This is a genomic window from Apolloniradiicaulis salifontis (genome assembly GCF_053756655.1).
In genome coordinates this window covers 1,589,916-1,616,443 of the sequence record NZ_CM132387.1, presented here as the reverse complement: position 1 = coordinate 1,616,443, position 26,528 = coordinate 1,589,916, and the positions used below count along the sequence as shown (strand labels likewise).

Genomic DNA, 26,528 nt, shown 5'->3' with positions numbered 1-26,528 from the left:
GTTGGAAGATCCCCGTGTCATGGCGCCAGGGCGGGCTGCGTGAGCCCTGACGCTTTTCGTGCCTCCGCAGGCGTTCGGTAGCCGATGGCGCTGTGCGGACGCTCGGTGTTGTAGTCTCTACGCCATCGCTCGCATTTTCCGCGGGCGTCGGCAAGATTCATGAACCAGTGGGCATTAAGGCATTCCGCGCGAAACTTGCCGTTCAGGCTCTCGATGAACGCGTTATCCGTAGGCTTGCCGGGCCGGGAGAAGTCGAGCTCCACCCCATTCGCATAAGCCCATAGATCCAGATCGCGCGAGATGAACTCGGGACCCTGATCGACGCGGATGGACTTGGGATGCCCGTGGCTGGCGCAGATGCGCTCGAGCACGCCGACGACGTCCGCGCCGGTGAACCGCTCGCGAGGTTCGATCGCCGGGACATACCGGGTATACGCATCGATCACGGTGAGGATCCGCAGCCGGCGGCCGTCGTAGAGTTGGTCATGAACGAAGTCCATCGCCCAGACCTCGTTGGCCGTCACCGGATCCGATCGCCCCTCTCGGAGCTTCGCCTTCACCTTCCGCTTCGGCGTCTTATTCCTCAGCTGCAGTCCCATCTCGCGATAAAGGCGATAGACCCGCTTGGCGTTCACCGCCCAGCCTTCCCGCTGAAGCAGGACGTGGATACGCCGGTAGCCGTAGCGAACCCGGGTCTCAGCGATCTCCCGGATGCGCTGGCGAAGCTCTTCCTGGGAGCCGCGCTGGGACTTGTACTGGTAGGTCGAACGATCGGCCCTGAGAACCTGGCAGGCGCGTCGAACGCTGACCCGCCAGGCCGCACGCAGATGATCCACCAGCTCTCGCCGGCGCGCGGGCCTCAGAGCTTTCGGCGCAGAACATCCTGAAGCATCTCCTTGTCCAGCGAGAGATCCGCCACGATCCGCTTCAGGCGACCGTTCTCTTCCTCAAGCTGCTTCAAGCGCTTCATCTCCGACGGCATCAGACCGCCATACTTCTTTTTCCAGTTGTAGAAAGTGGCTTGGCTGATCCCCGCTTTGCGGCAGACCTCTTCCACACGCGTGCCTTCTTCGGCTTGGCGCAGAATGAACGCGATCTGCGCCTCAGTGAATTTTGACCGTTTCATCGGCCTTCTCCTCGTACCAGCAGCCCAAGCCGCTAAACGAGAATTTTCCACTTTTCCGTGGCCGAGAAAACGGGAAGCAGGTCACACGCCGAAACTACTGTGCGTGCCGAGGATCAAGCGCATCTTGATCCGGTCCTCACGAGGCTTCCGGATGGCCATGTCCGTCACATACGTCGCAACCCGTGCCTCCTTCATCCTGGCTTTCAAGAGATGCAGGATTTTCGTTTCGTTGGCCCCCTCGGGCAGCGCCTCGAACGCAGCCTTCCAGGCGGGGTCCGCCAGGAAGCGACCGACCGATTGCGCCACACCATCCCAACCTGCGTGTCGGTTTACTTCTTCGGCCATGAAATTGAACAGGAACTCGCCGTTGAGATTCCGGAGAAAGTCGAAGATCTTGCCGGACTCGACATTCCAGCCGGTTGGATCGATGAAAGTGAAAGTGAAGCCATCGCGGCAGGCGGAGCGGATGCCATCGAGATTGTCCTCAAAAGCACCAGAGAACACCCGAATATCGAATTCGGGCTTCTGGGCTGCAAACCGTTGGAGCTTGGCGACCGAAGCCGGGTTTCGCTCGCAGAACCGGAAACGAACCTTCAGCCCCGGGCGCCCCATATCCAATAGAGACCGGCGGACGGCATCCAGCGTTTCTATCGCCTGGGAAAACGAAGCGTCTGAGTATTTGTCCGTGTCCGAGACCCGCCAGGGACCCGCAAATGCATCCACGAAATTGAAGACCGGCGATCTGCCCTGGAACAGCTTGTACGCCGCTGACTCAAGGTACTTGTTGAGAAACAGGTGCTTGATGAACGACTGTTCGCGCCCCTGATAGTTTTCGATCCGAGGTGGCATCAAGCATCCTCGGGCTGCAAAGCACGGATGATGGGTTCGGGAACAATCTTCCACGGAAAACCATTCCACTCTTCACCATCAAGAAGGCGCCCGCCTGACTTCGGCCGGGCACCGCCCCATTGTTTGAAAAAGAACGCCACGTCGTCACGGTCGCAGATGTCACGAAGTTGGCGTGCCCAGCTCTCATCCATGGACCGAGCCCGAGGCCCGCTCTCCCCTCCGACGATGGCCCACGCGACGCCCTGCAAATCAACATCCCCGATCGGTCCGAGCAGCGGCTCGAACGAGATGAAGCGTGCGTCGGAATTGATCTGCTTCAGGTGCTCGATCCGGCTCGTGTGCGCCGCGTCCTCGACAGAAACGCCGAGCCAGATGTGGCGAGGGACCGACCCACCATCATACCGCCGCCGGACGTAGTTGCGCATGAGCGAGCTGCGCTTGGTCAGCACCTGGTAGACGTGCCAGTCCGCCTGCTCCATAGCATCGAACACAGCGTCGATGAATTTTCGGTCGATGTCCTTGTGGAAGAGGTCGCTCATCGAGTTGACGAAGATCATCCGCGGCTTCTTCCAGAGCACGGGCTGCTTCAGCCGTGACGGCCAGAGTGTTAGGTCGAAGCCCTGCTCGTACGGGTGTCCGGCAATTCCGCGCCAGCGCTCTGCGAACCGCTCGGCATAGCAGTTGTCACAACCGGGACCGACCTTGGTGCAGCCCGTCACCGGGTTCCACGTTGCGTCCGTCCATTCGATGTCTGACTTCTGGGCCAACTGCTCGCCTCACTCTTTTTTACGAGGCTAACACGCGGTTGACTCAGCACAAAGCACGAACGGCCGCTGTGGCGCGATTGGTCTCCAGCTGCAGCCGACCCGCGGCGCAACGGGCGGCGTTCGATCTCTGTTCCGTCCGCCAACCAGATGGATTTTCCAAATCGCATGCATCAGAGGGTTCGAAAGATCATTTGAAAGCAGAGACTTGAGGCTGTTCACCGGAAACGCGGCGGTTAACAGGTCCGGAGAATATCGGCCCGGAGAGAACGCGTGTGCGCCTTTCGGGGCGTGGGCCGGTTAACAGCCCCACCCGCATAACCCCCGAAAACAACGGAAAAATCCGGCCGCAGCCGGATCGGGAGAAACGTTTCTGTAGGGCAAGTGGCGGAGAGGATGGGATTCGAACCCACGATACCCTTTTGAGGTATACTCCCTTAGCAGGGGAGCGCCTTCGACCACTCGGCCACCTCTCCATCGACGGGTGTAGCCGCCTTTGCAAAGCGGGATCAAGCCGGGCGTGCGTGAAAAGCTGCACAAGGACGAAGCCGAGCGGCGCATGAGGCGTCCGGCGGGGCTTTCGCGCGGCCGCTGTCCGGCCTATCTCTCACACCATGAACGACCTTGTCCTTTCCGCGCTCGCCGCCGTCGTCGACCCGTCCACCGGTGCGCCGCTTTCCCAAAGCGGCCGTGTGGAGGGCGCCGATCTGAAAGACGGTGTGGCGACCGTCGTTCTGAAGCCCGCAGCCGGGGATGAGGACGCAGGCGCGCTGCGCACCGCGATCCAGGCGGCCCTGACGTCCGATCCGCGGATTGGGCGCGTGCGCGTCATCATCGAGGCCTCCATCGGCAAGCGGGACGCTCAGGCGAAAAAGGCCGGGGCGAAAAAGAGCGACGCAAAGGCAGCGAAACCGCCGGCGCGCGCGGTGATCGCTGTGGCGTCGGGCAAGGGCGGGGTCGGTAAATCCACCGTGGCGGCGAATCTGGCGGCGGCGTGTGTGAAGCTGGGCCTGTCGGTGGGCCTGATGGACGCCGATGTGTACGGCCCAAGCGCGCCGCGCCTTTTCGGCCTTACCGACGCGCCGGGCCTGAAAAAGACCGATGCGGGGATCGAGCCGCTCACCGCCCATGGCGTGAAGCTGGTCTCCATGGGCTTTCTTGTGGGCGAGCGCGATCCAGTGGTGTGGCGCGGCCCCATGGTCACCGGCGCAATCCGCCAGTTTCTCGGAGAGGTGAACTGGGGCGATCTTGACGTGCTGATCATCGACATGCCGCCCGGCACCGGCGACGCCCAGCTCGCCATCGCCCAGGGCACGCCGATTTCCGGCGTGGTGATCGTCTCCACGCCGCAGACCATCGCCCTTGATGACGCAAAGAAAGCGGTCGCGCTGTTTGATCGCACGGCGATACCGATCCTCGGGCTGATCGAGAATATGAGCTTTTTCCTGTGTCCCCATTGCGGAGAGGGGACCGAGATCTTCGGACGCGGCGGCGCGCGCGCCGAGGCCGAGCTCATCGGTGCGCCCTTCCTCGGCGAGATTCCGCTGCACCCGGAGCTTCGAGAAGCCAGCGATGAGGGACGGCTTGTGGCCAGTGGCGACGGGCCGGTGGCCAAGGCCTTTCATCGCGCCGCCGAGGCCATGATGCACCAGGTGCAGGCGGTGCAACGGCCAGCCCCTGAAATCGTTTTTGAAGACTAGGAGATCCGAGATGGAGAACTGGACGCCGGAAGAGGTCGCAGAGGCGCTTGAAAAAGGCGAGATCATTCTCGTCGATGTGCGCGAACCGGCCGAATTCGAGCAGGAACGCATTCGCGGAGCGCTGCTCTATCCGCTCTCCACCTTCGATCCCGGCGGGCTGCCACTGGGGCAGGGCAAGAAGGTCGTCCTGTCCTGCAAGGCGGGCGGACGCTCGGCCCAGGCGGTGAACGCCTGCATGGGCGCGGGACTGGACGTCACCGCCCATTTGGCCAGCGGCATGGAAGGCTGGAAGGCGGCGGGGTTGTCTTATTTCCGCATCAACCCGGCCACCGGGCGCATGGAAGAGGCCGCGAACGCTTAGCGCTCGAGCCCATCCAGAAACGCGCGCACGGCGTCGGCCGACGCGTCCGGCTGCTCTTCCACCGGCATATGGCCGGCATCCTCGATGAGCACCAGCGCGGCGTCCGGCATCGCCGCGGCGAAGCGGGGCCCGTGCTCGGGTGAGATCATCGCGTCGCGCTGACCCCAGAGAATGAGCGCCGGCGTCCCGATTTCGCGCAGGACCGGGTTCGGATCAGGAAGGGTGAATTGCTCGATTCGCTCCACCAGGGCCGGACCGACGCCTTCCACGCGCATCATGGCGTGAATGCGCTGCAGCTGGGTGTCGGTTATCCGCGAGGGATCAGCGTAGAGCGCCGCCGTGGCCGCCTCGACCCCCGCCATGGGTGCGGCTGTGAGGAACAGGCGCACCTGCTGGGGCACGGGGGCCGGCACGTCGCCGACGCTGAGATTGGGATAGCCGCCGGGCGCGATCAGCACGAGGCCGTCCACGCGCTGCGGGTTCGCCGCCCCGTATCGCCAGGCCACAAGTCCGCCCAGCGAATGGCCGCCCAGCACAAAGCTGTCCGGCGCGACTTGATCCAGCAGCGCGGCGACCTGGTTCACCGTGGCGTCCACCGAGTATGCGCCGTCTTCGCGCGGACCGGTGAGAGCGTGGCCTGGCAGGTCGAAGCGGATGACGCGGTGATCAATCTCCAGCGCGTCGGCGAGCGGCTCCAGGCTTTCCAGTGAATGGGAAAAGCCATGGATCAGCACCACCGCCGGCGCAGTCTCCGGTCCGCTTTCGCGCACGCGCCAGGTCTGGCCGGCCGCCTCGACCATGCGGTCTTCATCCGTCATCCACATGGCCTCGGCCTGGCTGCGGTCCACCGGCTGCATGAGCCATGCGAAGGCGGCGATTACGAGAACCGCGATCAGAAGGAGAGCGCCGAGAATACGCAGCAACATCAGGCTTATCCGTGCTGTTCAAGGAAGGCGTCGATCGCGTCCCGCGCGTCGGGTTCAGTGAGGAGCGGAGCGTGACCGACATTCGCGATATCGACGCGTATCATGGACAGGCTGCGCCGCGCCATCTCCTCAGCCGTCGCGTTGCTCAAAAGATCAGTGAGGGCGCCACGGATCAGCAAAATCGGTTTGGCCGCGAGGCCGTCAAAGAAGGGCCAGAGGTCAGGCGGAGCCACATCGCCGGACTGGACCGGCTTGGAGATGTTCTTGTCGTAATCGAACACGATCTCGCCGCCGCTGGTCTCACGGCACACCCGTTTCGCGAAGGCGATCCAGAACTCCTGGCCTGTCTCGTTAGGAAAGGCGACCCCGTTGATGGTGCGCACCGCGTCGGCGGCTTCATCCCAGGATTTGAACGGGCCGGCGCCGCCCACATAACCCTGAATGCGCTTCAGGCCCCTGGGGTCGAGCTCGGGTCCGATATCATTCAAGACGACCGCCTTGATGCGGTCCGGCTGAAGACTCGCGTGGATCATGGTCATAAGCCCGCCCATGGACGTGCCGACGAAGATCGCTTTATCCCAGCCCGCCTTGTCCAGAACGCCGATGACGTCCTGCACATAGACGCCGGGATTGTAATTGTCCGGGTTTGGATCGTAGTCCGACTTGCCGCGGCCGCGCACATCGATCGCGATCACGTCATGACCGGCTGCGGCGATGCGCGGCGACACACTTTCAAAATCACGCGAATTACGGGTCAGGCCGTGCAGGCAAATGACCGGTGTCTTGTGCGCCGCGCCGTGGCCGGGATAGCGGCGATAATAGGTCTTCACCCTGTCAGGCGCTGTGTAGAAATGCTCGGAATACTCAGTCATTCAGCGGCTTTCGCGTCTGGTTTTGCGAGTTTTCGATCGCTCACGCCATGTTCGGCGAGGCGGCGGAATCCTGCGCCGACGAATTCAGGCAGGCGGGCGTGAAGGGCGTGCAGATCACTGGTCTGGCACAGCCCGCCGGAAAGCGAATCGACGCGGCGGGTGTCGGCGAAGGTGAGCACCAGCGCACCGGAAAGGAAGTGATAGCTCCAGTAGAGCTCCTCTTCCGGGGCGTCGGGCAGGGCGCGGCTCATGGATGCAAGGAAGCGCCGCACGATGGGGTCGAAGTATTTGCCCATAACCGCCGCGCCCCATTCAGGCGAGTTCGTCACCTGTCCGATGAGTGAGAAATACGCCTTCCATCCCGGTCCGCCATTGGCGGAGCGGTCAAGCATCGGCCCGGTGAAGGCCGCGATGATATCTTCGGCCGCCGGTCCTTCGGGGCCGGCGTCACGCTCGCACGCTTCGAGCCATTCCAGGCGAATCGTATTCAGCGTGTCGGCCCGGCGCAGCAACACCGCGTCGAAAAGCTCTCGCTTGCCCCCGAAATAATAGGCGACAAGGGCGGGATCGGACTCCGCCTCTCGCGCGATGGCACGCACGGTGACACCGTAAAAACCCTTCTGCGCGAAGAGTGATTCGGCGGCGTCGAGCAGGCGTTCGCGGGTCTGCTCACCGCGGCGGTTGCCGCGCGTTTCGGCCATGGCCAAGGCCTCCTTTTGCGCCCATACCGGCACCGGTGAGCGGGCTTAACGCGTGTGACCTTTGCGCCGCACGCCGTGTTTCATCAACTGCTGAAACTCTAATATGCATTGACTTTTCATTCAACGTTGAAAAAAGTCCGCCCATCGCCCCGATAGAGGGCATGCTGATTCACTTCCGGGAGGGGAGTTTCATGACCATTCACCGTTCCATTCTCGCCGGCGCCGCGCTTCTTGCGACTGCGTCCGCCCTGCCTTACGCCGCAGCTTACGCTCAGGACGCCCAGGCGGCGCCCGCCGCGGCTCGCGACGTGGTCACCGTGACCGCCCGCCGCCGCGAAGAGTCGATTCAGGACGCTCCCGTCGCCGTGACTGCGGTCAGCGGCGAGCAGCTGGCGGCCATCGGCGCCATCGACCTGACCGATGTGCAGAAGCTGACGCCGAACGCCACGATCGAAACCGCCCGCGGTTCGAACTCTACCCTGATCGCCTTCATTCGCGGCGTCGGCCAGCAGGATCCGCTCTGGGGCTTTGAGCCGGGCGTCGGTCTTTACATCGACGACGTCTATGTCGCGCGTCCCCAGGGCTCGGTGCTTGACATCTTTGATATCGAGCGCATCGAAGTTCTGCGCGGCCCGCAGGGCACGCTCTACGGCCGCAACACGATCGGCGGCGCGATCAAGTACGTCACTTCGCGCCTCAGCGACGAGCCTGAATTCCAGCTCGGCGCCAGCATCGGCTCTTACAATCAGCTCGACTACATGGCCGGCGGTTCGGTGCCGCTGGGCGAAACCTTCGCCGTGGGCGGCGCTCTGGCGCGCTATACCCGCGATGGTTTCGGCGAGAACGTGTTCACCGGGGCCGACCACTATAACAAGGACGTCATCTCCGGCCGCGTCTCCCTGGAGTGGACGCCGAGCGAAGATCTGTTCTTCCGCCTCGCCTATGATCGCACCGAGGACGATTCCAACGCCAAGCATGGCTACCGCCTGATCCCTGGCGTGACGAATGGCGAGCCCGTTCTGGACGATGTCTACGACACCCGCGGCGGCGCCGGCGACATCAACAGCGTCGAGACCGAAGGCCTGTCCTTCACCGCCGAATGGGCGATGAACGACGTCCTGACCCTGAAATCCATCACCGCCGGACGCCAGGACCGCACCGACACACCGATCGATTTCGACGCCCTTCCGGTGAACGACTTCGACGTGCCGGCCTTCTACGAGAACGAGCAGTTCACCCAGGAGTTCCAGGCGCTGTTCGACACCGGCCGCTGGTCGGGCGTGGCCGGCCTGTACTATCTAAACGGCGCTTTTGAAGGCGCCTTCGATACGGTTCTGGGCAATCTTGGCGTCAACGCGCCCACCTATGGCGACGTGTCCAAGATCTCGCTTTCGGCATACGCCGACGTTACCTACGACATCAATGACGCCTGGTCTGTGTCGGTGGGCGGGCGCTACACTGAGGACCAGACGCGCGCCACCGTGATCCGCCAGACCTTCCTGGGCACGGCGACCACGCCCTTCCTCGGCGGCCCGGGCGGTTTCCTTCTGGCGACCGGTTCTAACTTCACCAGCGAGCGCACCGACGATCAGTTCTCGCCGCGCGTGAACGTGACGTACGAGCCGAGCGACGTCCTGTCGCTTTACGCCTCCTATTCGCAGGGCTTCAAGTCGGGCGGCTTCGATCCGCGCGGCAACGCCGGGCCGGTGGGAACGCCCCAGTACAATGTCATCACCCGTGGTTTCGAGCCGGAAATCGTCGACAGCTATGAAATCGGCGCCAAGGGCTCCCTGGCTGACGGCCGCCTGGTCTATCGCGCCGCCGCCTTCTTCGCCGAATACACCGATCAACAGATCACGGTTCAGACATCCGAACTGGATCCGGCGACGGGCATCAACAACTTCGTCTCGACCGTGCTGAACGCCGGCCAGTCTGAGTATGTCGGCTTCGAGCTGGAAGGCAGCGCCTTCCTCACCGATTCATTCAGCATCGACTACATGCTTGGCCTGATCGATGCGGAAATCGTCGAGCTCATCACCACTCAGCCCGATCCGGTCACCGGCGCACCGATCGATGTGGACATCTCCAACCAGTACGTGGTCCAGAACACGCCCGAGTACAGCTGGCGTCTGGCGGCCAATTACGAGATGGCGTTGCCCAGCGGCTATGGTGATCTGCGTGTCACCGGCGGACTGAGCTATCGCGATGACATCAACCTGTTCAACGTGCCGAACACCGGCGGGCCGGTCGCCCTTGCGGGCCTGCCCGGAACGCCGCTTCCGCCGCTGGACGCGGAGACGTCGTATACGCTCATCGACGCTAGCGTGATCTGGGATTTCAACGAGAACCTGCGCTTCTCGCTGATCGGCCGGAACCTGTCTGACGAACAGTACCGCGTAGCCGGGTACAACTTCGCCGGCGCCAACCAGCTGGGCGTCGACGGCGCGTACTCCGCCTTCTACGGCGATCCGCGCACCATTACCGCGAGCGTGCGTTACCGCTACTAGGGCGGGGGACAAAAGGGCGCCGCCCGGACCTTCGAGGCTCAATGCTGAGCTTTGAAGCGTCCGGGCGGCGCTTTTTCTTTGCGCTTCAAGGCAATTCGCCCCCATCATGGGGCCAAGGCGCGCACATGCGACGCGCCATGCAGACACATGCGGGGAGAGACATGGCGACGACCGAAACGGCCGCTCCGGCCGCCAAGGCTCCCAGCGCGGGCTATCGCGTCTGGGTGCTGTTCATGCTGTTTATCGTCTACGCGTTCAATTTCCTGGACCGGCAGATCATCTCGATCCTGGCCATTCCGATCCAGCAGGAACTGGACCTTAGCGACCGCCAGCTCGGCCTTCTCGGGGGCATCGCCTTCGCTTTCCTCTATTCGACGCTGGGCGTACCCATCGCCTGGCTGGCCGACCGCACAAACCGCACCTGGATCATCACCGTCTCGCTGACGATCTGGTCAGGCTTCACGGCGCTGTGTGGTTTCGCGCAGAATTTCTGGCAGCTTTTCTTTTCGCGCGTCGGAGTCGGTGTCGGAGAGGCGGGCGGCGTCGCGCCGTCCTACTCGCTGATTGCGGACTATTTTCCGCCTCAAAGCCGGGCGCGGGCGCTTGCGGTGTATTCGCTTGGCATTCCGATCGGTTCGGCGTTCGGCGTCATCGCGGGCGCGCAGATCGCCGGCGGTAATCTGGGCGACAGCCTGGATTGGCGATCAGCCTTCATCATCGTGGGGATCGCCGGCATCGTCATCGCCCCGATCTTCAAGCTCACCTTGCGTGAACCCAAGCGCGGCGGGCTGGATGTGAGGGCGAAGGTTGAAGCCGCCAAAGTACAACCCGAACCTGGCGAGGCGGCCAGCGTCGCCGCGCCGGCCGAGGCCGCTGACGAGAAAAAGCCAGGCTTTGGCGAGGTCCTCAAGGTGCTCAGCAAAAAGCCGAGCTTCTGGTTCCTGGTGCTGGGCGCGTCCTGCTCGTCGATGATGGGCTATGGCGTCTTCTTCTGGATCCCCAGCTTCTTTGCGCGCAGCTTTGAGCTCGGCATCATCGAGACCGGATGGTTGTTTGGAGGCATTCTTTTTGTGGGCGGCTCGCTAGGGATCATCCTCGGCGGGGTCCTCGGCGATCTCATGGGCAAGGGCTCGAAGAAGATGTACGCCCTGGTGCCTGCGATCGCCTTCTTCCTTGCCTTTCCCATGTATGTGGCCGGAACGTTGGCGACCGATCCTCTTATCGGGGCGTTGTTGTTTGTGATTCCCACCGGGCTGGGCCTCGCCTGGCTTGGTCCGACGCTTTCGGCGTTCCAGCATCTGGCGCCGGCGAACATGCGCTCAATGGCCTCGGCCGTGTTCTTGCTGATCAACAATCTGCTGGGAATCGGCGTCGGCGTTTACGTGCTCGGCGAGCTCTCCACCCTGCTCGGCCCGATCTTTGGAAACGAGTCGCTGCGCTATTCCATCATGGCCGGTGCGTCGCTTTATGTGGTGGCGGGCCTTCTCTTCCTGGTCGCGTCCCGCACCATCGAGAACGACTGGGAGAAATAGCCCATGGGCGCACGGTTCGGCCCGCTGCGCGGTCTCGGTGATGTTGAGGCTGCGCAGCGGACCCCGCTTGCCGAGCGCCTCGCCTCGCCGACGGTGTTTGGTTGCATAAAGGCGGCCTGCGAAGCTCACCCCGAGCGCACTGCGATAATTGATCTGGCCGATCCGGACGAGCCGTCACGCGCCCGGCGCTGGACGTACTCGCAATTGCTTGAAGATATCGTGCGTTGCGCCAACGCCCTGCACGTGGCGTCAGGCGGGGCCCCGGCCGGCTATCTCCTGCCCAATCTGGCTGAAACTCATATCGTCCTGTGGGGCGCTGCGGCGGGCGTCGCCGCAGCGCCGGTCAATCCCATGCTTTCCGCTGGGATCGTCGCGGAGATTTTGCGCGAAGCGGGCGCCGGCGTGCTTGTCACGACTGGCCCCGGCACACCGCTTCACGCCGTGGCGCAGGACGTCAGCGCTCGTCTTGGGGGTCTGCCGCTCTTGACCGTCGGGGAGGGCGGTTGTCTCGCCGCCGCCATGGCCGATCAGCCCGCAGACCATTTCGTGTTCGACAGCGCCGACGATCCAGCGCGCATTGCAGCGTATTTTCATACCGGCGGAACCACTGGCGCGCCCAAGCTCGCCCAGCAGACCCGCGCCAATCAGGCCGCCATGCAATGGATGGTGCGCTTCAGCGTCGATCTGAACGAAACCGATGTCTTCCTCACCGGTTTGCCGCTTTTTCACGTCAACGCCGCCACACTGTCCGGCCTTGGCCCTTTGTGCGCAGGCGCGACGGTTCTGCTCGCGGGGCCGGACGGGTTTCGCGACAAAGCGCTCCTGACACATTTCTGGCGCATCGTAGAAGGCTACGGCGTCACCGCTTTTTCAGCCGTTCCAACAATCTATTCCAGCCTCCTCGACGTGCCGGTGGCCGGCGCGGACGTGTCGTGTCTGCGCTACGGCTTTTGCGGCGCCGCGCCCATGCCCGTCAGCGTCATCGAGCGCTTCGAGGCGCGAACCGGCGTGACCATCATCGAAGGCTACGGCATGACCGAAGGCACATGCGTCTCCACCGCCAATCCGCGTGACGGCGAGAAGCGGCGGGGCTCAATCGGGATACGCTTGCCGTATCACGAGGTGAAGATTGCAGTTCTGGACGAGCGGGGTGCTTTTCAGCGCGATGCGCAAATCGGCGAGGCGGGCGTGGTCGCCTTGCGCGGCCCCACCGTCATTCCGGGCTATAAACAGGCGGAGCGAAACGCCGACGTCTTTCTGCCGGACGGCTGGTTCAATTCAGGCGATTTGGGCCGGCTGGATGCGGACGGCTATGTCTGGCTGACCGGTAGAGCCAAGGATCTCATCATCCGCAGCGGCCATAATATCGATCCGGGCATGATCGAGGAGGCGCTGACGCGCCATGAGGCGGTCGATCTGGCGGCCGCGGTCGGCCAGCCTGACGCCTATGCCGGCGAAACTCCCGTGGCCTACGTCACGTTGCGCGAAGGCGCAGCCGTGAGCGAAGCGGACCTTATGGCCCATGCGCGCGAAACCGTCGCCGAACGTCCGGCCGCCCCGAAGGAGGTGCGCATTCTTGCGCGGATGCCGGTGACGGCGGTGGGAAAGATCTTCAAGCCGGCCCTGCGCGAGGACGCGGCGATCCATGCGGCTCGGGCCGCGCTTGAGGCGGCCGGGCTGGCGGGACTTGAACTGGCTGCTACGACGGACAAGCAGCGTGGCCTGTTGGTGCGCGTCGCGGGTGTCACAAACGAAAACGCCCTGGCTGTGGCCAGGGCGCTTGAGGTCTTCAGTTTTGTCTGGGAGCGCGCTTAGGCGGCTTTGGTTGCGACGCTCAATGTCTTGATGAAGGAACCCGTCGCGTTCTCGCGCGCCGTTTCGCCTTCCGAGGCGAAAATCTCGCCGTTCAAAGCGACAGCCGCATCGCCGAGGACGCCTTCCCGTTCCGCGATCTCGGCCAGGAAGGCGACACCTTCACCCATGGCGCACACCGGTTTGCCGGAGCGGACGAAATCACCGATCAGCAGGCGCGCGTCCTGGTCTGCCTTGAGCTTTTCAATACTGGTAGGGCCGCCGGGAACGAGCAGGCCGGCATAGGCTTCAGGGCCCTTGTCGCCGGGATGTCCGTCAACGACGAAATTCATTTCTTCGCGGGTTTCTGACCGGCCGCCCACCAGTGACTTGTTCGGGCTCAGAATACAGGTCCTGTAGCCTGCGCGCTCAGCCGCGCCAGCCACTTGCGTCAGATCCGACGCGGCGAAACCTTCGGCAACCAGAACGGCTATCTGCCCCTCTTCGCCCACATGGGCGAGATCAATGCGATTCTGACGGTTGTTCGGTTTCTGAAAAGCCACATTTCCTCCTGGCGCCGACTGGCGGCGCTCGACAAATGACAAGATAGACGAGTGTTCGAAAGTACGGAACGCAGAGCGCAGGTCAACCGTTGCAAAGAAAATTCAGCAGGACTGCTTTTGTGCAGCGGTAAGCCGATGACCGTGCAAAACTTGATTTTTTACGGTTGAAACGGCTATTCCCATCGATAGCCGTGCGGATCAACCCCTCCGCAATTTTTGTAAATCTGAAGGTCACTTTAAAGGAAAGGCAGGCTGCTTATGTGCGGGATCGCCGGAGAGCTCCGCTTTGATGGTCAGCGCCCCGATCTCGGCGCGCTGGACGCGGCCGCCGGGCTCATGGCGCGGCGCGGGCCCGATGCGGCCGGGCTGCACGCGCAGGGCCCGGCGGCGTTCGCCCATCGCCGGCTTAAGATTGTCGACCTTTCCGACGCCGCCCAGCAGCCCATGATCGACGCCGAACTGGGTCTCGCGATCGTGTTCAACGGCTGCATCTATAACCACAAGGAGCTGCGCGCCGACCTCGAGGGCGAGGGCTATCGCTTCTTCTCCCATGGCGACACCGAAGTCATCCTCAAGGCCTATCACGCCTGGGGTGAGGACTTCGTACGGCGCCTGAACGGCATGTTCGCCTTCGCCATCACGGAGCGCGATTCCGGCCGGGTGCTGCTGGGCCGTGACCGGTTGGGGATCAAGCCGCTCTACTACGCCGAGACCAAGGGCGGTTTCCGCTTTGCGTCCAGCCTGCACGCGCTGACTTGCTTTGATGACGTGGACAAGAATCTCGATCCTGATGCGCTAAGCTTCTATTTCAGTTTCCACGCCGTGGTCCCGGCGCCCTTCACCATGGTCAAAGGCGTGCGCAAGCTTCCCCCCGCAACGCTGATGCGCATCGAAGCGGACGGCGCGACGACCACGCGACAGTACTGGGATGTCAGTTTTGGACCGCTGGACCATGAGCGCGGCTATACGCACGCCGACTGGAAGCGCCTTGTGGCCGACACCCTGCGCGCCGGGGTGAAGCGCCGCCTGGTCGCTGACGTGCCGGTGGGCGTGCTGCTTTCGGGCGGGCTGGACAGCTCGCTGATCGTGGGGCTGCTGGCCGAGGCGGGGCAGAGCGACCTGTCGACCTTCTCCATCGGGTTTGAAAGCGTCGGCGGCGAGAAGGGCGACGAGTTCCAGTACTCTGACCTCGTGGCGAAACATTTCGCCACCAACCATCACAAGATGGAGATCGACACCGCCCGGGCGCTGCCGGCCCTTGATGAGGCCATCTCCGCCATGAGCGAGCCGATGACCAGCCATGACTGCGTCGGCTTCTACCTGTTGTGCCAGGAAGTCTCCAAGCATGTGAAGGTGGTCCAGTCCGGCCAGGGCGCCGACGAGATCTTCGCAGGCTATCACTGGTATCCGCCCATGCTGGACGCCAATGATCCGCTGAAAGCCTATGAGAAGGCCTTCTTCGACCGCGACCGCAGCGAGATGGGCGAGCTGCTGCAGGACCGCTGGCTCAATGGCGACAAGCCCCGCGAGTTTGTCGCCGAACACTTCGCCCGGCCCGGCGCGGAGCGGCCCATCGACAAGGCGCTGCGCCTGGATACCCAGGTCATGCTGGTGGACGATCCGGTCAAGCGCGTGGACAACATGACCATGGCCTGGGGGCTTGAGGCGCGGGTGCCGTTTCTCGACCATGAGGTGGTGGAGGCCGCCGCCCGTGTGCCCGCCGAAATGAAGACCGCCGAGGGCGGCAAGGGCATCCTGAAGGATGTGGCGCGCGACGTGATCCCGTCTCAGGTGATCGACCGGCCCAAGGGATATTTCCCGGTCCCGGCGCTTAAATATCTGCGCGGTCCGTATCTGGAGAAGGTACGCGACGTGGTGACGTCGAAACGCTTTGAAGACGCCGGTGTTGTCAGGCGGGACTATGTCGACACGCTTTTAGCCGATCCCGAGGCTCATATCACGCCACTTCGCGGATCGAAGCTCTATCAGATCGGGCTGCTGGCCCTCTGGATGGAAACGCACGGGCTCTAAAAAGGAGCGGGCGACGTGAAGAATTCAGATCAACCCCGCAAGGCTATGAGCCACCGCTTGAAGCGGTTGCGTGAGCATGCGCTGAAATCATCCGGGCCGCCGCGCAGCAACGTCCAGACCGAGGCCGAGATCGATGTGGGCTGGGGGCGGCTGATCTTCGCCCAGACCTTCGATGACGCCGAGCGGCTGGTGAACGCGGTGCGCGACGAGAAGCGCGACAAGCGCGACATCGCCTTCTATGTGCGCGATCCACATGTGGTGATGGCGGCAGCGCCCCAGGAGGTGTTTCTCGATCCCTCCCACACTTACCGGCTCGATCTGTCCATCTATCGCGGCTCCACCGAGCAGCCACAGGGATTCTTCATCCGGCGGCTGTGTTCTGAATCCGACGCGGAGATGGTCAACACTATATATGCGGCGCGCGGCATGGTGCCGGTGGAGCCGACATTCTTCTGGCGCCAGCGCGATTCGCGCACACTCACCTTTCTGGTGGCCGAGGACGCCGCCACCGGTCAGGTGCTGGGCGCGGTCACCGGAGTCGACCATGCCCGCGCCTTTGACGATCCCGAACATGGCGCGTCGCTGTGGTGTCTGGCCGTGGATCCACGCGCGACCCATCCCGGCCTTGGTGAAGCCCTGGTGCGCCGGCTCGCCGAGACGTTTCAGGCGCGTGGCTGCGCTTTCATGGACCTGTCGGTGCTGCACAACAACGAAAGCGCCATTCGGCTCTACGAGAAGCTTGGTTTCAAGCGCGCGCCGTTTTTCACGCTGAAGCGCAAGAACGTCATTAATGAGCGGCTCTTCATCGCGCCGCCGCCGGAGGAGGGGCTCAACGCCTACGCCCGCATCATCGTGGACGAGGCGCGCCGGCGCGGCATCGGTGTGGAGGTGCTGGACGCCGAGGGCGGCTTCTTCCGGCTCACCCATGGCGGGCGCTCGATCACCTGCCGTGAAAGCCTGTCGGAGCTGTCCAACGCCGTGGCGATAAGCCGCTGTGACGACAAGGCCGTGACGCGCCGGCTCATGGTGCGCGCCGGCGTTCCTGTGCCCGAGCAGATCTCCATCGACCCGGCGGGCGAGGACCTGTCGCAAGCGGACGCCTTTCTGGCCAAGCATGGCGCGATCGTGGTCAAGCCGGCCCGCGGCGAGCAGGGGCGCGGCGTCACGGTGGGCGTGGATACGCAAGACGGCCTTCGCACCGCCTTTGAAGCGGCGCGCGGCGAGGGCGGCATGGTGCTTCTGGAGGAGTTCATTCAGGGCGATGATCTGCGCGTCGTTGTGATCAACGATCAGGTGGTCGCCGCGGCCTTGCGCAAACCGCCCGAGATCATCGGTGACGGCCGCCGCTCGGTGCGAAATCTGGTGGAGTCCCTGTCGCGCCGACGCGCCGCGGCCACTGGCGGAGAAAGCCGGGTGCCGATGGACGCCGAGACCGAGCGCTGCATCCGGTCTGAGGGCCATGACTTTGACAGCGTGCTCAAGCATGGTGAGACGATCCGCATACGCCGCACCGCCAATCTGCATACCGGCGGATCCATGCACGACGTCACCGACATCTTGCATCCAGACATCGCCCACAGCGCGCGTGAAGCGGTCAGGGCGGTTGAGATTCCTGTCGCCGGCATAGATTTCATAGTCAAGGCGGCCAGCCGCTCCGACCATGTCTTCATCGAGGCCAATGAGCGGCCGGGCCTCGCCAATCACGAACCGCAGCCCACCGCGGAGCGGTTCATAGACCTTCTCTTTCCTCTCTCCATTCCCAGAAAATCTAAGACGGAGGCGACAGCGTGAGCGTGATCGACGACGGTTATATCAGGGACATGCTCAAGCGGCTCCTGGAGACGCCAAGCCCCACCGGATACACCGATGAGGTTACGCGCGTGTGCTGTGAGGAGCTGCAGAAACTCGGCGTGTCCTACGAGATCACGCGGCGCGGCGCGATCCGCGCGCACATCCAGGGCGGCCGGCGACAGCCCGCACGCGCTGTTGTCGCGCACATCGATACGTTGGGCGCCCAGGTCAAACGGATCAAGGAGAACGGCCGGCTTGAAGTCGTGCCTATCGGCCACTGGTCGTCGCGCTTCGCCGAAGGGGCGCGCGCCACTGTATTCACCGTCGATCACGGTGCGTTCCGCGGCACGATCCTGCCTCTGAAGGCCTCCGGTCACACCTTCAATGAGGAGGTCGACACTCAGCCGGTGGCATGGAGCCAGGTGGAGCTCAGGCCCGACGTGGTTTCCGAAAGCGCGCAGGACCTTGAAGCGCTTGGCTTCAATATCGGCGACATCATCGCCATCGATCCCCAGCCGGAATTCATCGATAACGGCTTCATCGTCTCGCGCCATCTCGACGACAAGGCCGGCGTGGCCGCCATGTTCGGCGCCATCAAGGCGATCGTGGAAAGCGACGAGCCGCTGGTGGTGGACACCTATTTCATTCTGTCCATCACCGAAGAGGTGGGGTCCGGCGCCAGCTCGATCCTCACGAGCGACATCGCTTCCATGGTTTCCATCGACAACGGAACCCAGGCGCCCGGTCAGAACAGCCGCGAGTTCGGCGTCACCGTCGCTATGGCCGACCAGACCGGCCCGTTCGACTATCACTTGACCCAGAAGCTCCTGAGGCTCGCCCGTGACAACGAGATCGAGCACCAGCGCGACGTGTTCAGGTATTATCGCTCCGACAGCGCCTCGGCCATCGAGTCGGGCGCGGACGTCCGCACGGCGCTGATCTGCTTCGGGATCGACGCCAGCCACGGATATGAGCGCATCCACATGCACGCTCTACACTCGGTGGCCCGCCTGGTGCGCAGCTATTGCCTCTCGCGCGTCGAGATCAACCATGACGCCGACGCCATGGGCGATCTGTCCGGCTTCACCCACCTACCCATGGATCTCGCCAAGGAAGACAGCTGGGACGGCCGTGATGAAGCGCCCGAGCGCCCGTCCGGCGAGGGTCAGGCCGGTGGCGGCCAGGCTTGACGGCTGCATGCCGGGCTATTTTCCGGATTGAGCGTTCTCCTGTAACACGCTGAAAGGCTTGAAGGGATGCGCAGCGGCGCTAGCTGCTCAGTGCGTGCTGGCAGAGCGTCGAGGTGCGGGATGTGCAGCTGAGCGCGCAGATTTCACACCCCTGAACTTGTATCACTACGCTAACACGCTATAACGCTCTCCAGATCATGAGGAGGCGGCCATGACGGCTGTAGAGACCGACGCGAATGCGCTGGAGAAGGCGGGCGGAGCGGCCGACATTGCGGCGCTCGCTCGCGCTATGCTGGCGTTGCAAACAGAGGCCGAGGCTGAGCGGTTTCTGCGCGATCTCACCACGCCCGGTGAGCTGCAGGCGCTGGCTGAACGCTGGCGGGTCGCGCGCATGCTCGACGCCGGCGGCAAGTCCTATCGCGACATCAGCGCCGAGACTGGGGTGAGCACCACCACGGTCACCCGCGTCGCCCGCTTTCTCGCGCAGGAAAATTATCAGGGCTACCGCCTGGTGCTCGACCGTTTGAAGGAGCCGCGCCCATGAGCGCATCGAGACTGATCCTCGCCGTCCAGAAGAAAGGCCGTCTCGCGGAAGGGGGGCTCGACCTCATCAAGCGCGCCGGCGTGAAGCTCGCCTATGGCCGCGACGAGCTCATGCGCCGGGCGGAGAACACGCCGCTGGATCTCATGCTGATCCGTGATGACGACATTCCAAACTTCGTGGCCTCGGGCGCTTGCGACTACGGCATTGTGGGGGAAAACGTCCTGTATGAGGCTCAGGCGAAAGCCAGGCGTCTAGAGGGCCTCGAGATCGCCATGAAGCTCGGTTTTGCGCGCTGCAAGCTGAAGCTCGCCAGCCCCAGGGACGGATCCATCAAGCGTGTGGAAGACCTGCAGGGCAAGACTGTGGCCACCAGCTATCCTGGCCTCACCCGGAAATTCCTGGCTGAGCGCGGCGTGGATGCTGAAATGGTGGAGATGGGTGGAAGCGTTGAAGTCGCGCCGCGCATGGGCGTCGCCGACGCGATCTGCGATCTGGTGTCCTCTGGCGCCACCCTGGAGGCCAACGGCCTCGAAGCCTTCGAGACCGTGCTGGAAAGCGAAGCGGTCCTGATAAAGCATCCCCAGGTGCGCGACCCGGAAGTGGTGAAGACCGCCGATACGCTGACCCAGCGGTTCAAGGGCGTCATCGCCTCGCGCCAAACCAAGTATATCCTCATGAACGCCCCTGCCGACCGCCTGGACGAGGTGCGCGCGATCCTGCCCGGCAATGACGCGCCGACCGTGGCGCCGGTGGTGGGCCGCACCGATGTTGTCGCCGTCCACGCGGTGTGTACCGAAGAGGTCTTCTGGACCACGCTGGAGAAGCTCAAGAGCGTCGGCGCGCGCTCCATTCTTGTCATGCCGATCGAAAAGATGATGGCCTGATCATGTTGCAACGCATCTACTGGAATCGCACTACCGAAGACGAGCGCGAGCGTCTATTCATCCGGCCCTCGCTGAGCTCAGACGCGTTTGACGTCGCCCGCGGCATCCTCGCCGATGTCAGAAAACGCGGCGAGACGGCGGTGCGCGAATACGCCGAACGGTTCGATCAATGGGCGCCGAAAGAGGGCTTTCGCGTCCCGGCTGACGATCTCGCCGCCGCCGAAGCCGCGCTGGATCCGCTTGACCGCAAGGCGATCCTGGACGCCGCCAATGCGGTGCGCATTTTTCATGCGGCCCAGGGCTATCGCGATGTGGACGTGCAGACCTGGCCGGGCGCGCGCGCCCAGCGACGCTCCACGCCGATTGATGTGGCGGGGCTGTATGTGCCGGCCGGTACCGCGCCGTTGGTCTCCACCCTTATCATGCTCGCGATGCCCGCCCAGATCGCCGGCGTGCCGCGTATCGCCGTTATCGCGCCGCCGCGTAAAGGCGCGGGCGTTGAGCCCACCGTGCTCGCCGCCGCGAAGCTCCTCGGCGTCGAGGAAGTCTACGCCATCGGCGGCGCCCACGGCGTTGCTGCGCTCGGCTACGGGGTCGCAGGACTGCCGCGCGCCGACAAGATCTTCGGTCCCGGTAACGCCTATGTGGCCGCAGCAAAGGCGCTGATGGCCCAGTCCGGCGGCGCGGCGGCTGACCTTCCCGCTGGTCCAAGCGAGGTGATGGTGGTCGCAGATGACGACGCCGACCCTGAATTCGTCGCCATCGATCTTCTCAGCCAGGCCGAGCACGACACGATGGCCCAGGTGGTGCTCGTGGCGTTTTCCGACAGCTTTGCAGATCGTGTGGAAGCCGAGACCGAGCGCTTGTTGGCTCAGCTTCCGCGCGCCGGAACCGCCCGCGCGGCGCTCTCCAATTCGCGCGCCGTGATCGTGGATGACGAGGCTGAGGCGATCGAGGCGTGCGACGCCTACGCCAGCGAGCACCTGATCGTGCAGACGCGCGATCCGCGCGCCTTCGCTGACCGGGTACGCCATGCCGGCTCGATCTTCCTCGGCCCCTGGACCCCAGAAGCCGCCGGCGACTACGCCGCCGGTCCCAACCACGCGCTACCCACTGCGGGCGCCGCGCGCGCCCATGGCGGCGTGACGGTGGAGATGTTTCAAAAGACCACTACAGTGCTGGAATTGACGCGCGAAGGCGCGCGCAGCATCGCCGACACTGTTGAGCGCCTGGCCGCCCTTGAGGGGCTGGACGCCCACCGCCTCGCCATGGCGCTGCGGCGCGGAAAGGCGCAAGACTCATGAGCGGATATCTTGATCTCTCCGGTGACGGAGATCTGTCCGTCGCCGCCCTCGCCACCGATCTTGTGCAGCGCATCGCGGCGGTCTGCGCGCTGGAGCCGGACCGCATCGCTCTGGCGTCTTCGCCGCGCGATGCGCGCCGCGCGCTTGGCGCGTCCGGCTTCACCGATATCGCCGATCTCACGGGCCTTGGCCTCGCGGCGCTTGAGCGGAAACGTCCCACGGCGCCGAGCATCATCCGGCTTGGGCCTGACGCCGCGCCGCTTTGCGCCGTGACGGGTTCGGGCGAGGAGATCCGGCGCATTCTGCTTGAGCTGGCGACACCGCCGCTGGTGCTGCTGCGAGCCGGGCTCGACGCCCTGAAGCCCGCTGCGCGACTGGCCGAGAAGGCCGACCGGGCTGAACGGGACCGGCTTCTGCTCCAGGCGGCGGACTTCCTGCGTGACCATGCCAATCTTGACGCGGCGCTCTGTGATGGCGGACTGCGCCTGACCGGCGATGTCTCCGCCCTTGGCCTCAAGCTGGAGGATGGCGGGGAGGCGGCGCTGGCCCATGTGCGCGACGCACAGACCGCCAAGGCTTTGCTTGATCATCTGGGGGTGCGGCCCGCGACGCGCAGTGCGGCGCTGCGCCGGTCCACCAAGGAAACCGACATCGCCGTCCGCGTCGATCTCGACGGTGAGGGGGCGAATGTCTCCACCGGGGTTCACTTCTTCGATCACATGCTCGAACAGATCGCTCGCCATGGCGGCGTCGCCCTGGATGTGGCGTGCGAGGGCGATGTGGAGGTGGACTCCCACCACACAATCGAGGACGTCTGCCTGGCCCTTGGTGAAGCGCTGCGCACGGCCCTCGGCGACAAGCGCGGTATTGCGCGCTTCGGGTTTGAAACGCCCATGGACGAGACCCGCGCCAGTGTTTGGATCGATCTGTCCGGCCGGCCTTTTGCGCGCTTTGACGGCACGATTCCCGGTGAGCGTGTCGGCGATTTCCCGGTCGAGATGTGCGAGCACGCCTTTCGCTCTCTGGCCGAGACCATGAAAGCCGCGATCCACGTGAAGGTGGATGGTGAGAACGCCCACCACATGATCGAAAGCTGCTTCAAGAGCTTCGGCCGCGCCCTTCGCATGGCGAAAACCATCGAAGGCGACGCCCTGCCGTCCACCAAGGGAGTGCTTTAGACACGCGCGCCGACGGCTCTCTGTCCTCCCCCTTGATGGGGGAGGTGTCCTGGATCTTTGGTCGAGGGCGGATGGGGTGGCGGCGCCTTGTCATGAACCGCGTAATGCCTGCAGCCCCACCCCTCCTGACCCGGGGCTTCGCCCCGGCCCACCCTCCCCATGAAGGGGAGGGACAAGATGAGAAATCTGTCCTGGAATGACCACAGCCATCATCGACACCTCCACCGCCAATATCGCCTCGGTTCGCTACGCGCTCGAGCGGCTTCAGGCGCCTTATGTTCTGGCGCGAACGCCTGATGAGGCCGGCGCCTGCGACCGGCTGATCCTGCCGGGCGTCGGCGCCGCCGGGCCGGCCATGCACCGGCTTGAGCTCACCGGCTGGGCGCACGCGCTGCGCGGCGAGACGCGGCCGATTCTGGGCGTGTGCCTGGGTATGCAGCTCCTGTTCGAGCACTCGGTGGAAAGCGACTGCGACCTGCTTGGCCTGATCCCCGGTCGCATCGAGAAGCTGGACCCTGGCGAGGCCGGACCCTGGCCGCACATGGGCTGGAACACGCTGACCGATTTCGCCGACGGCGAGGTGCTGCTGGAGGGGATCAGCGAGCGCGAGCGGGTGTATTTCGTCCACGGCTTCTACGCGCCGGTGGGCGACCACGCCGTGGCGCAAACGCGCTACGGCCCGGCGATCACCGCGATCGCCCGCAAGGGCCGGGTCGCCGGGTGTCAGTTTCATCCCGAGCGCTCGGCCGACGTAGGCGCGCGCATTTTGAAGAATTTCCTGGAGGCCGCGGCATGATCATCTATCCCGCCGTAGACGTCATGGAGGGGCGCGTTGTGCGCCTGGCCAAGGGCGATTTCGACGCCGTCACTGACTATGGCGGCGACCCGGTGAGCGCTGCGAAAGCGTGGAAGGACAAGGGGGCCCAGTGGCTGCACCTGGTGGACCTTTCCGGCGCCCGCGACGGCGCAAGGCGTCAGCATGATCTGGTCGAGGCGGTGGCGAAGACCGGCCTGAAAGTCCAGACCGGCGGCGGTGTCCGCTCCGCCGAGGACGTGCAGGCGATCCTCGACGCCGGCGCGAGCCGGGTCGTGGTCGGTTCGCTGGCTGTCAGCGATCCGCAGACCGTGATCGGCTGGCTGGCGAAGTTTGGCGCCGCCAGGATTGCGGCCGCCTTCGACGTGCGCCTGCAGGACGGCGCGGCCTATCCCACGACGCGCGGCTGGGCGGAGCGCTCGGACCGCACGCTGGTGGAGCTGCTGGCCGACTACCGCCTGGCAGGGCTCGCCCATGCCCTGGTCACCGATATCGACCGCGACGGGATGCTGGAGGGACCTAATCTGACGCTCTACCAGGACTTGATCAGGATCCGCCCGGACATGAAGTGGATCGCGTCCGGCGGCGTGTCGTCGCTGGATGACGTGAAGGCGCTTAAAGCCGCCGGAATGACCGGCGCGATCATCGGCAAGGCGCTGTTTGAAGGCCGGGTGAAGCTGGACGAGGCGCTGTCATGCTAGCAAAGCGCATCATTCCCTGCCTGGACGTGAAGGACGGCCGTGTGGTCAAGGGCGTCCGGTTTCAAAACCACGAAGATGTTGGCAACATTGTCGACCTGGCGACGCGCTACAGCGAAGAGGGCGCCGACGAGCTTGTCTTCTACGACATCTCCGCCAGCCCCCAATCGCGCACGGTGGAGCCGGAATGGGTGGGCCGGGTTGCGCAGGCGATCAATATTCCGTTCTGCGTCGCCGGCGGCATTCGGTCTGTGGACGACGCCCGCGCGCGCCTGTTCGCCGGCGCCGACAAGATCTCCATCAACACGCCGGCGCTGGAGAATCCCGATCTGGTGGACACGCTTGCGCGCGAGTTCGGCACCCAGTGCGTCGTTGTGGGCATCGACAGCCGGGTGATCGACGGTGACTGGCGCTGTCACAAGAACACCGGCGATCCCGGGCGCACCACCACCGAGCACCGCAAGACGCTGGAATGGATCACTGAGGTCGTCGAGCGCGGCGCCGGCGAGATCGTTCTCAACTGCATGGACCAGGACGGGGTGCGCGAGGGCTATGACGTCGAGCAGCTTTCCGCGGCGCGCAAGGTCTGCCCGGTTCCCCTGATCGCATCTGGCGGCGCCGGCGCGCGCGAGCATTTCCGGGACGTGTTTGAGCGGGCGAATGTGGATGGCGCGCTGGCGGCCAGCGTGTTCCACAAGGCCGTCATTGAAATCGGTGCGCTAAAAGTCTGGCTGGCGCGCATCGGCGTGGAGGCGCGCACATGAGCGGCATTGATTTTGACAAGGGCGCCGGCCTGGTCCCGGCCATCGTTCAACACGCCGACACCGGCGAAGTGCTGATGCTCGCCTATATGAACGCCGACGCGCTTCAGGCGACGCGCGAGAGCGGCCAGGTGACGTTTTTCTCGCGCTCAAAAAGACGGCTCTGGACCAAGGGTGAGACCAGCGGAAACGTGCTCTCGCTCGTCTCCATCACGCCAGATTGCGACGCCGACACCCTGCTTGTGAAGGCCCGCCCGGCGGGTCCCGCCTGCCATCTGGGCACAAAAACCTGCTTTGGCGATCAGCCGGGGCCGGGCGTCGGGTTTCTCGGCGCGCTGCAACACATTGTGGATGAGCGCGGGCAAGCCGACCCGAACCAGAGCTACACCGCCAAGCTACTCGCCAAGGGGGTGCTGAAATGCGCCCAGAAGGTGGGTGAGGAGGGCGTGGAGACTGCGCTCGCCGGCGCCGCCGAGGATGATGAGGCACTGCTGAACGAATCCGCTGACCTGCTGTTTCACCTCACCGTGCTGTTGAAGGCGCGGGGCCTGAAGCTGGAGGACGCGGTGACGGTTCTTGAGACCCGCCACGTCGCCCCGGACTAAACCAGCTCGCTAGTCCAGCCAGGGCGGGGTCGGCAGGCCCTTTTCGCGCAGAAAGTCCGGATTGTAGAGCTTGGACTGATAGCGTGAACCGTGATCGCACAGGATGGTCACGATGGTGTGGCCGGGGCCCATCTTGCGCGCCATGCGCACCGCGCCGGCGATATTGATCCCCGCCGATCCGCCAAGACACACGCCTTCCTCCATCACCAGATCATAGAGGATCTGGAGCGCCTCTTCGTCCGGGATACGGAAGGCTTCGTCGATCATCGCGCCGTCAAGATTGGCGGTGATCCGGCTTTGACCGATGCCTTCGGTGATCGATGTCCCTTCGGCTTTCAGCTCGCCATGGGCGTAATACCCGTAAAGCGCCGCGCCGCCGGGATCCGCCAGCGCGATCTTCACAGCTGTCGAGCGTGCTTTTAGCGCATCCGAGACACCGGCGATGGTGCCGCCGGAGCCCACCGCGGCGACAAACGCGTCCACCTTGCCGCCGGTCTGCTCCCAGATTTCAGGCCCGGTCGTCTCGGCGTGGGCGCGGCGGTTGGCCGTATTGTCAAATTGCTGCGCCCAGATCGCCCCGTTTGGCTCGGTGGCGTTCAGCTCCTCGGCCAGGCGGCCTGAGTAGTGCACATAATGGTTCGGGTTTGCGTAGGGGACCGCGTCAACCTTGATCAGCTTGGCGCCCATGAGCGTGATGGCGTCAGCCTTCTCCTGGCTTTGGGTGCGGGGAAACACGATGACCACCTTGTAGCCGAGCGCGCGTCCGACCATGGCCAGGCCGATCCCGGTGTTTCCGGCCGTGCCTTCAACAATCGTACCGCCGGGTTTCAGCTTTCCCGATCTCTCGGCGTCGCGAATGATGCCAAGCGCGGCGCGATCCTTCACCGACCCGCCCGGGTTCATCCATTCGGCCTTGCCAAGAATCTCGCACCCGGTTTCATCGCTCACCTTGTTGAGACGAAGCAGGGGCGTGTTCCCGATAAGGTCGACAACGCTTGCGGCGGGTCTGGACATGGCGCACTCCGATTTCAAACAG

The 26,528-nt window shown here is 64.2% G+C and carries 24 protein-coding genes and 1 tRNA gene; 16 read left to right on the top strand and 9 right to left on the bottom strand.

Annotation, left to right across the window (positions count from 1 at the left end):
• Window positions 1-17 precede the first annotated feature (17 nt).
• From ACWCOP_RS07865 to ACWCOP_RS07850, 4 genes are all read right to left on the bottom strand, one after another.
• Window positions 18-1,126 (bottom strand): IS3 family transposase gene (locus ACWCOP_RS07865; protein ID WP_478247734.1). Its coding sequence is split into 2 segments (ribosomal slippage): window positions 18-862 and window positions 862-1,126, totalling 1,110 coding nucleotides; the frame shifts between segments, so codons are not numbered across the junction.
• Window positions 1,127-1,207: 81 nt separating this feature from the next.
• Window positions 1,208-1,975: a three-Cys-motif partner protein TcmP gene (gene tcmP / locus ACWCOP_RS07860; protein ID WP_478247733.1), complete on the bottom strand. Its 768-nt coding sequence runs from the start codon at window positions 1,973-1,975 to the stop codon at window positions 1,208-1,210.
• The gene (locus ACWCOP_RS07855; protein ID WP_478247732.1) at window positions 1,975-2,742 is read right to left on the bottom strand and encodes a DUF5131 family protein; all 768 of its coding nucleotides are present in this window, start codon (window positions 2,740-2,742) and stop codon (window positions 1,975-1,977) included. Before ACWCOP_RS07855 ends, tcmP begins: the two co-directional genes overlap by 1 nt.
• A 382-nt stretch (window positions 2,743-3,124) precedes the next feature.
• A tRNA-Ser gene (locus ACWCOP_RS07850) sits at window positions 3,125-3,215 on the bottom strand.
• A gap of 138 nt (window positions 3,216-3,353) precedes the next feature.
• On the opposite strand from ACWCOP_RS07850, the gene ACWCOP_RS07845 reads away from it, so the two are divergent.
• Both ACWCOP_RS07845 and ACWCOP_RS07840 read left to right on the top strand, forming a co-directional pair.
• Entirely contained in the window at window positions 3,354-4,439 is a 1,086-nt protein-coding gene (locus ACWCOP_RS07845; protein ID WP_478247731.1) for an Mrp/NBP35 family ATP-binding protein, read from the top strand.
• A gap of 10 nt (window positions 4,440-4,449) precedes the next feature.
• Window positions 4,450-4,800, top strand: coding sequence for a rhodanese-like domain-containing protein (locus tag ACWCOP_RS07840; RefSeq protein WP_478247730.1), 351 nt, complete (start codon window positions 4,450-4,452; stop codon window positions 4,798-4,800).
• Here ACWCOP_RS07840 and ACWCOP_RS07835 read toward each other — a convergent pair.
• Genes ACWCOP_RS07835 through ACWCOP_RS07825 form a run of 3 tightly spaced genes read right to left on the bottom strand, consistent with a single transcriptional unit; the run spans window position 4,797 to window position 7,299 of the window.
• A complete protein-coding gene (locus ACWCOP_RS07835; protein ID WP_478247729.1) occupies window positions 4,797-5,726 on the bottom strand; it encodes an alpha/beta fold hydrolase in 930 nt (309 codons plus the stop codon). The genes ACWCOP_RS07840 and ACWCOP_RS07835 overlap by 4 nt on opposite strands.
• Before the next feature lie 5 nt (window positions 5,727-5,731).
• On the bottom strand, window positions 5,732-6,598 hold the full coding sequence (locus tag ACWCOP_RS07830; protein WP_478247728.1) for an alpha/beta fold hydrolase: 867 nt from the start codon (window positions 6,596-6,598) through the stop codon (window positions 5,732-5,734).
• On the bottom strand, window positions 6,595-7,299 hold the full coding sequence (locus ACWCOP_RS07825; protein WP_478247727.1) for a TetR family transcriptional regulator: 705 nt from the start codon (window positions 7,297-7,299) through the stop codon (window positions 6,595-6,597). Before ACWCOP_RS07825 ends, ACWCOP_RS07830 begins: the two co-directional genes overlap by 4 nt.
• A 191-nt stretch (window positions 7,300-7,490) precedes the next feature.
• Between ACWCOP_RS07825 and ACWCOP_RS07820 the strand changes: the two genes are divergently transcribed.
• From ACWCOP_RS07820 to ACWCOP_RS07810, 3 genes are all read left to right on the top strand, one after another.
• On the top strand, window positions 7,491-9,806 hold the full coding sequence (locus ACWCOP_RS07820; protein WP_478247726.1) for a TonB-dependent receptor: 2,316 nt from the start codon (window positions 7,491-7,493) through the stop codon (window positions 9,804-9,806).
• 161 nt (window positions 9,807-9,967) lie between these two features.
• A complete protein-coding gene (locus tag ACWCOP_RS07815) occupies window positions 9,968-11,338 on the top strand; it encodes a spinster family MFS transporter (protein ID WP_478247725.1) in 1,371 nt (456 codons plus the stop codon).
• 3 nt (window positions 11,339-11,341) lie between these two features.
• Entirely contained in the window at window positions 11,342-13,153 is a 1,812-nt protein-coding gene (locus ACWCOP_RS07810; RefSeq protein WP_478247724.1) for an AMP-binding protein, read from the top strand.
• On the opposite strand, the gene ACWCOP_RS07805 is transcribed toward ACWCOP_RS07810, so the two are convergent.
• Window positions 13,150-13,734 carry a DJ-1/PfpI family protein gene (locus ACWCOP_RS07805; protein ID WP_478247723.1) on the bottom strand — a complete coding sequence of 195 codons (585 nt, stop codon included), beginning with the start codon at window positions 13,732-13,734 and terminating at the stop codon, window positions 13,150-13,152. The two genes, ACWCOP_RS07810 and ACWCOP_RS07805, sit on opposite strands and share 4 nt — an antisense overlap.
• Before the next feature lie 216 nt (window positions 13,735-13,950).
• On the opposite strand from ACWCOP_RS07805, the gene ACWCOP_RS07800 reads away from it, so the two are divergent.
• From ACWCOP_RS07800 to hisIE, 11 genes are all read left to right on the top strand, one after another.
• On the top strand, window positions 13,951-15,723 hold the full coding sequence (locus ACWCOP_RS07800) for an N-acetylglutaminylglutamine amidotransferase (protein ID WP_478247722.1): 1,773 nt from the start codon (window positions 13,951-13,953) through the stop codon (window positions 15,721-15,723).
• A 45-nt stretch (window positions 15,724-15,768) separates the two neighbouring features.
• Window positions 15,769-17,514 (top strand): N-acetylglutaminylglutamine synthetase, encoded by a 1,746-nt coding sequence (ngg, locus tag ACWCOP_RS07795; RefSeq protein WP_478250668.1) that lies wholly within the window; start codon window positions 15,769-15,771, stop codon window positions 17,512-17,514.
• Between the two features lie 29 nt (window positions 17,515-17,543).
• On the top strand, window positions 17,544-18,704 hold the full coding sequence (locus tag ACWCOP_RS07790; protein WP_478250667.1) for an osmoprotectant NAGGN system M42 family peptidase: 1,161 nt from the start codon (window positions 17,544-17,546) through the stop codon (window positions 18,702-18,704).
• Window positions 18,705-18,915: 211 nt separating this feature from the next.
• Window positions 18,916-19,248: a YerC/YecD family TrpR-related protein gene (locus ACWCOP_RS07785; protein ID WP_478247721.1), complete on the top strand. Its 333-nt coding sequence runs from the start codon at window positions 18,916-18,918 to the stop codon at window positions 19,246-19,248.
• Window positions 19,245-20,132 (top strand): ATP phosphoribosyltransferase, encoded by an 888-nt coding sequence (hisG, locus tag ACWCOP_RS07780; RefSeq protein ID WP_478247720.1) that lies wholly within the window; start codon window positions 19,245-19,247, stop codon window positions 20,130-20,132. The genes ACWCOP_RS07785 and hisG overlap by 4 nt, the downstream gene beginning before the upstream one ends.
• A gap of 2 nt (window positions 20,133-20,134) precedes the next feature.
• Window positions 20,135-21,436 (top strand): histidinol dehydrogenase, encoded by a 1,302-nt coding sequence (hisD, locus tag ACWCOP_RS07775; protein WP_478247719.1) that lies wholly within the window; start codon window positions 20,135-20,137, stop codon window positions 21,434-21,436.
• Window positions 21,433-22,614: an imidazoleglycerol-phosphate dehydratase HisB gene (gene hisB, locus ACWCOP_RS07770; RefSeq protein ID WP_478247718.1), complete on the top strand. Its 1,182-nt coding sequence runs from the start codon at window positions 21,433-21,435 to the stop codon at window positions 22,612-22,614. The genes hisD and hisB overlap by 4 nt, the downstream gene beginning before the upstream one ends.
• Window positions 22,615-22,810: 196 nt before the next feature.
• Window positions 22,811-23,410 (top strand): imidazole glycerol phosphate synthase subunit HisH, encoded by a 600-nt coding sequence (hisH, locus tag ACWCOP_RS07765; RefSeq protein ID WP_478247717.1) that lies wholly within the window; start codon window positions 22,811-22,813, stop codon window positions 23,408-23,410.
• A complete protein-coding gene (gene hisA / locus ACWCOP_RS07760; protein ID WP_478247716.1) occupies window positions 23,407-24,129 on the top strand; it encodes a 1-(5-phosphoribosyl)-5-[(5-phosphoribosylamino)methylideneamino]imidazole-4-carboxamide isomerase in 723 nt (240 codons plus the stop codon). Before hisH ends, hisA begins: the two co-directional genes overlap by 4 nt.
• Window positions 24,123-24,890, top strand: coding sequence for an imidazole glycerol phosphate synthase subunit HisF (gene hisF / locus ACWCOP_RS07755; RefSeq protein WP_478247715.1), 768 nt, complete (start codon window positions 24,123-24,125; stop codon window positions 24,888-24,890). Before hisA ends, hisF begins: the two co-directional genes overlap by 7 nt.
• Complete coding sequence (hisIE, locus tag ACWCOP_RS07750; protein ID WP_478247714.1) at window positions 24,887-25,492, top strand: bifunctional phosphoribosyl-AMP cyclohydrolase/phosphoribosyl-ATP diphosphatase HisIE; 606 nt, start codon at window positions 24,887-24,889, stop codon at window positions 25,490-25,492. Before hisF ends, hisIE begins: the two co-directional genes overlap by 4 nt.
• A gap of 9 nt (window positions 25,493-25,501) precedes the next feature.
• On the opposite strand, the gene ACWCOP_RS07745 is transcribed toward hisIE, so the two are convergent.
• Window positions 25,502-26,506, bottom strand: coding sequence for a cysteine synthase A (locus ACWCOP_RS07745; protein ID WP_478247713.1), 1,005 nt, complete (start codon window positions 26,504-26,506; stop codon window positions 25,502-25,504).
• Window positions 26,507-26,528 lie beyond the last annotated feature (22 nt).

What these genes read in the sequence shown, in the direction of transcription:
- ngg (WP_478250668.1), top strand. Translation starts at nt 15,769, where the DNA reads ATGAGCCACCGCTTGAAGCGGTTGCGTGAGCATGCGCTGAAATCATCC.
- hisG (WP_478247720.1), top strand. Translation starts at nt 19,245, where the DNA reads ATGAGCGCATCGAGACTGATCCTCGCCGTCCAGAAGAAAGGCCGTCTC.
- hisA (WP_478247716.1), top strand. Translation starts at nt 23,407, where the DNA reads ATGATCATCTATCCCGCCGTAGACGTCATGGAGGGGCGCGTTGTGCGC.
- ACWCOP_RS07820 (WP_478247726.1), top strand. Translation starts at nt 7,491, where the DNA reads ATGACCATTCACCGTTCCATTCTCGCCGGCGCCGCGCTTCTTGCGACT.
- hisF (WP_478247715.1), top strand. Translation starts at nt 24,123, where the DNA reads ATGCTAGCAAAGCGCATCATTCCCTGCCTGGACGTGAAGGACGGCCGT.
- hisD (WP_478247719.1), top strand. Translation starts at nt 20,135, where the DNA reads ATGTTGCAACGCATCTACTGGAATCGCACTACCGAAGACGAGCGCGAG.
- ACWCOP_RS07815 (WP_478247725.1), top strand. Translation starts at nt 9,968, where the DNA reads ATGGCGACGACCGAAACGGCCGCTCCGGCCGCCAAGGCTCCCAGCGCG.
- ACWCOP_RS07790 (WP_478250667.1), top strand. Translation starts at nt 17,544, where the DNA reads ATGCTCAAGCGGCTCCTGGAGACGCCAAGCCCCACCGGATACACCGAT.
- ACWCOP_RS07785 (WP_478247721.1), top strand. Translation starts at nt 18,916, where the DNA reads ATGACGGCTGTAGAGACCGACGCGAATGCGCTGGAGAAGGCGGGCGGA.
- ACWCOP_RS07830 (WP_478247728.1), bottom strand. Translation starts at nt 6,598, where the DNA reads ATGACTGAGTATTCCGAGCATTTCTACACAGCGCCTGACAGGGTGAAG.
- ACWCOP_RS07835 (WP_478247729.1), bottom strand. Translation starts at nt 5,726, where the DNA reads ATGTTGCTGCGTATTCTCGGCGCTCTCCTTCTGATCGCGGTTCTCGTA.
- ACWCOP_RS07840 (WP_478247730.1), top strand. Translation starts at nt 4,450, where the DNA reads ATGGAGAACTGGACGCCGGAAGAGGTCGCAGAGGCGCTTGAAAAAGGC.
- ACWCOP_RS07810 (WP_478247724.1), top strand. Translation starts at nt 11,342, where the DNA reads ATGGGCGCACGGTTCGGCCCGCTGCGCGGTCTCGGTGATGTTGAGGCT.
- ACWCOP_RS07745 (WP_478247713.1), bottom strand. Translation starts at nt 26,506, where the DNA reads ATGTCCAGACCCGCCGCAAGCGTTGTCGACCTTATCGGGAACACGCCC.
- ACWCOP_RS07825 (WP_478247727.1), bottom strand. Translation starts at nt 7,299, where the DNA reads ATGGCCGAAACGCGCGGCAACCGCCGCGGTGAGCAGACCCGCGAACGC.
- ACWCOP_RS07845 (WP_478247731.1), top strand. Translation starts at nt 3,354, where the DNA reads ATGAACGACCTTGTCCTTTCCGCGCTCGCCGCCGTCGTCGACCCGTCC.
- hisIE (WP_478247714.1), top strand. Translation starts at nt 24,887, where the DNA reads ATGAGCGGCATTGATTTTGACAAGGGCGCCGGCCTGGTCCCGGCCATC.
- hisB (WP_478247718.1), top strand. Translation starts at nt 21,433, where the DNA reads ATGAGCGGATATCTTGATCTCTCCGGTGACGGAGATCTGTCCGTCGCC.
- hisH (WP_478247717.1), top strand. Translation starts at nt 22,811, where the DNA reads ATGACCACAGCCATCATCGACACCTCCACCGCCAATATCGCCTCGGTT.
- tcmP (WP_478247733.1), bottom strand. Translation starts at nt 1,975, where the DNA reads ATGCCACCTCGGATCGAAAACTATCAGGGGCGCGAACAGTCGTTCATC.
- ACWCOP_RS07800 (WP_478247722.1), top strand. Translation starts at nt 13,951, where the DNA reads ATGTGCGGGATCGCCGGAGAGCTCCGCTTTGATGGTCAGCGCCCCGAT.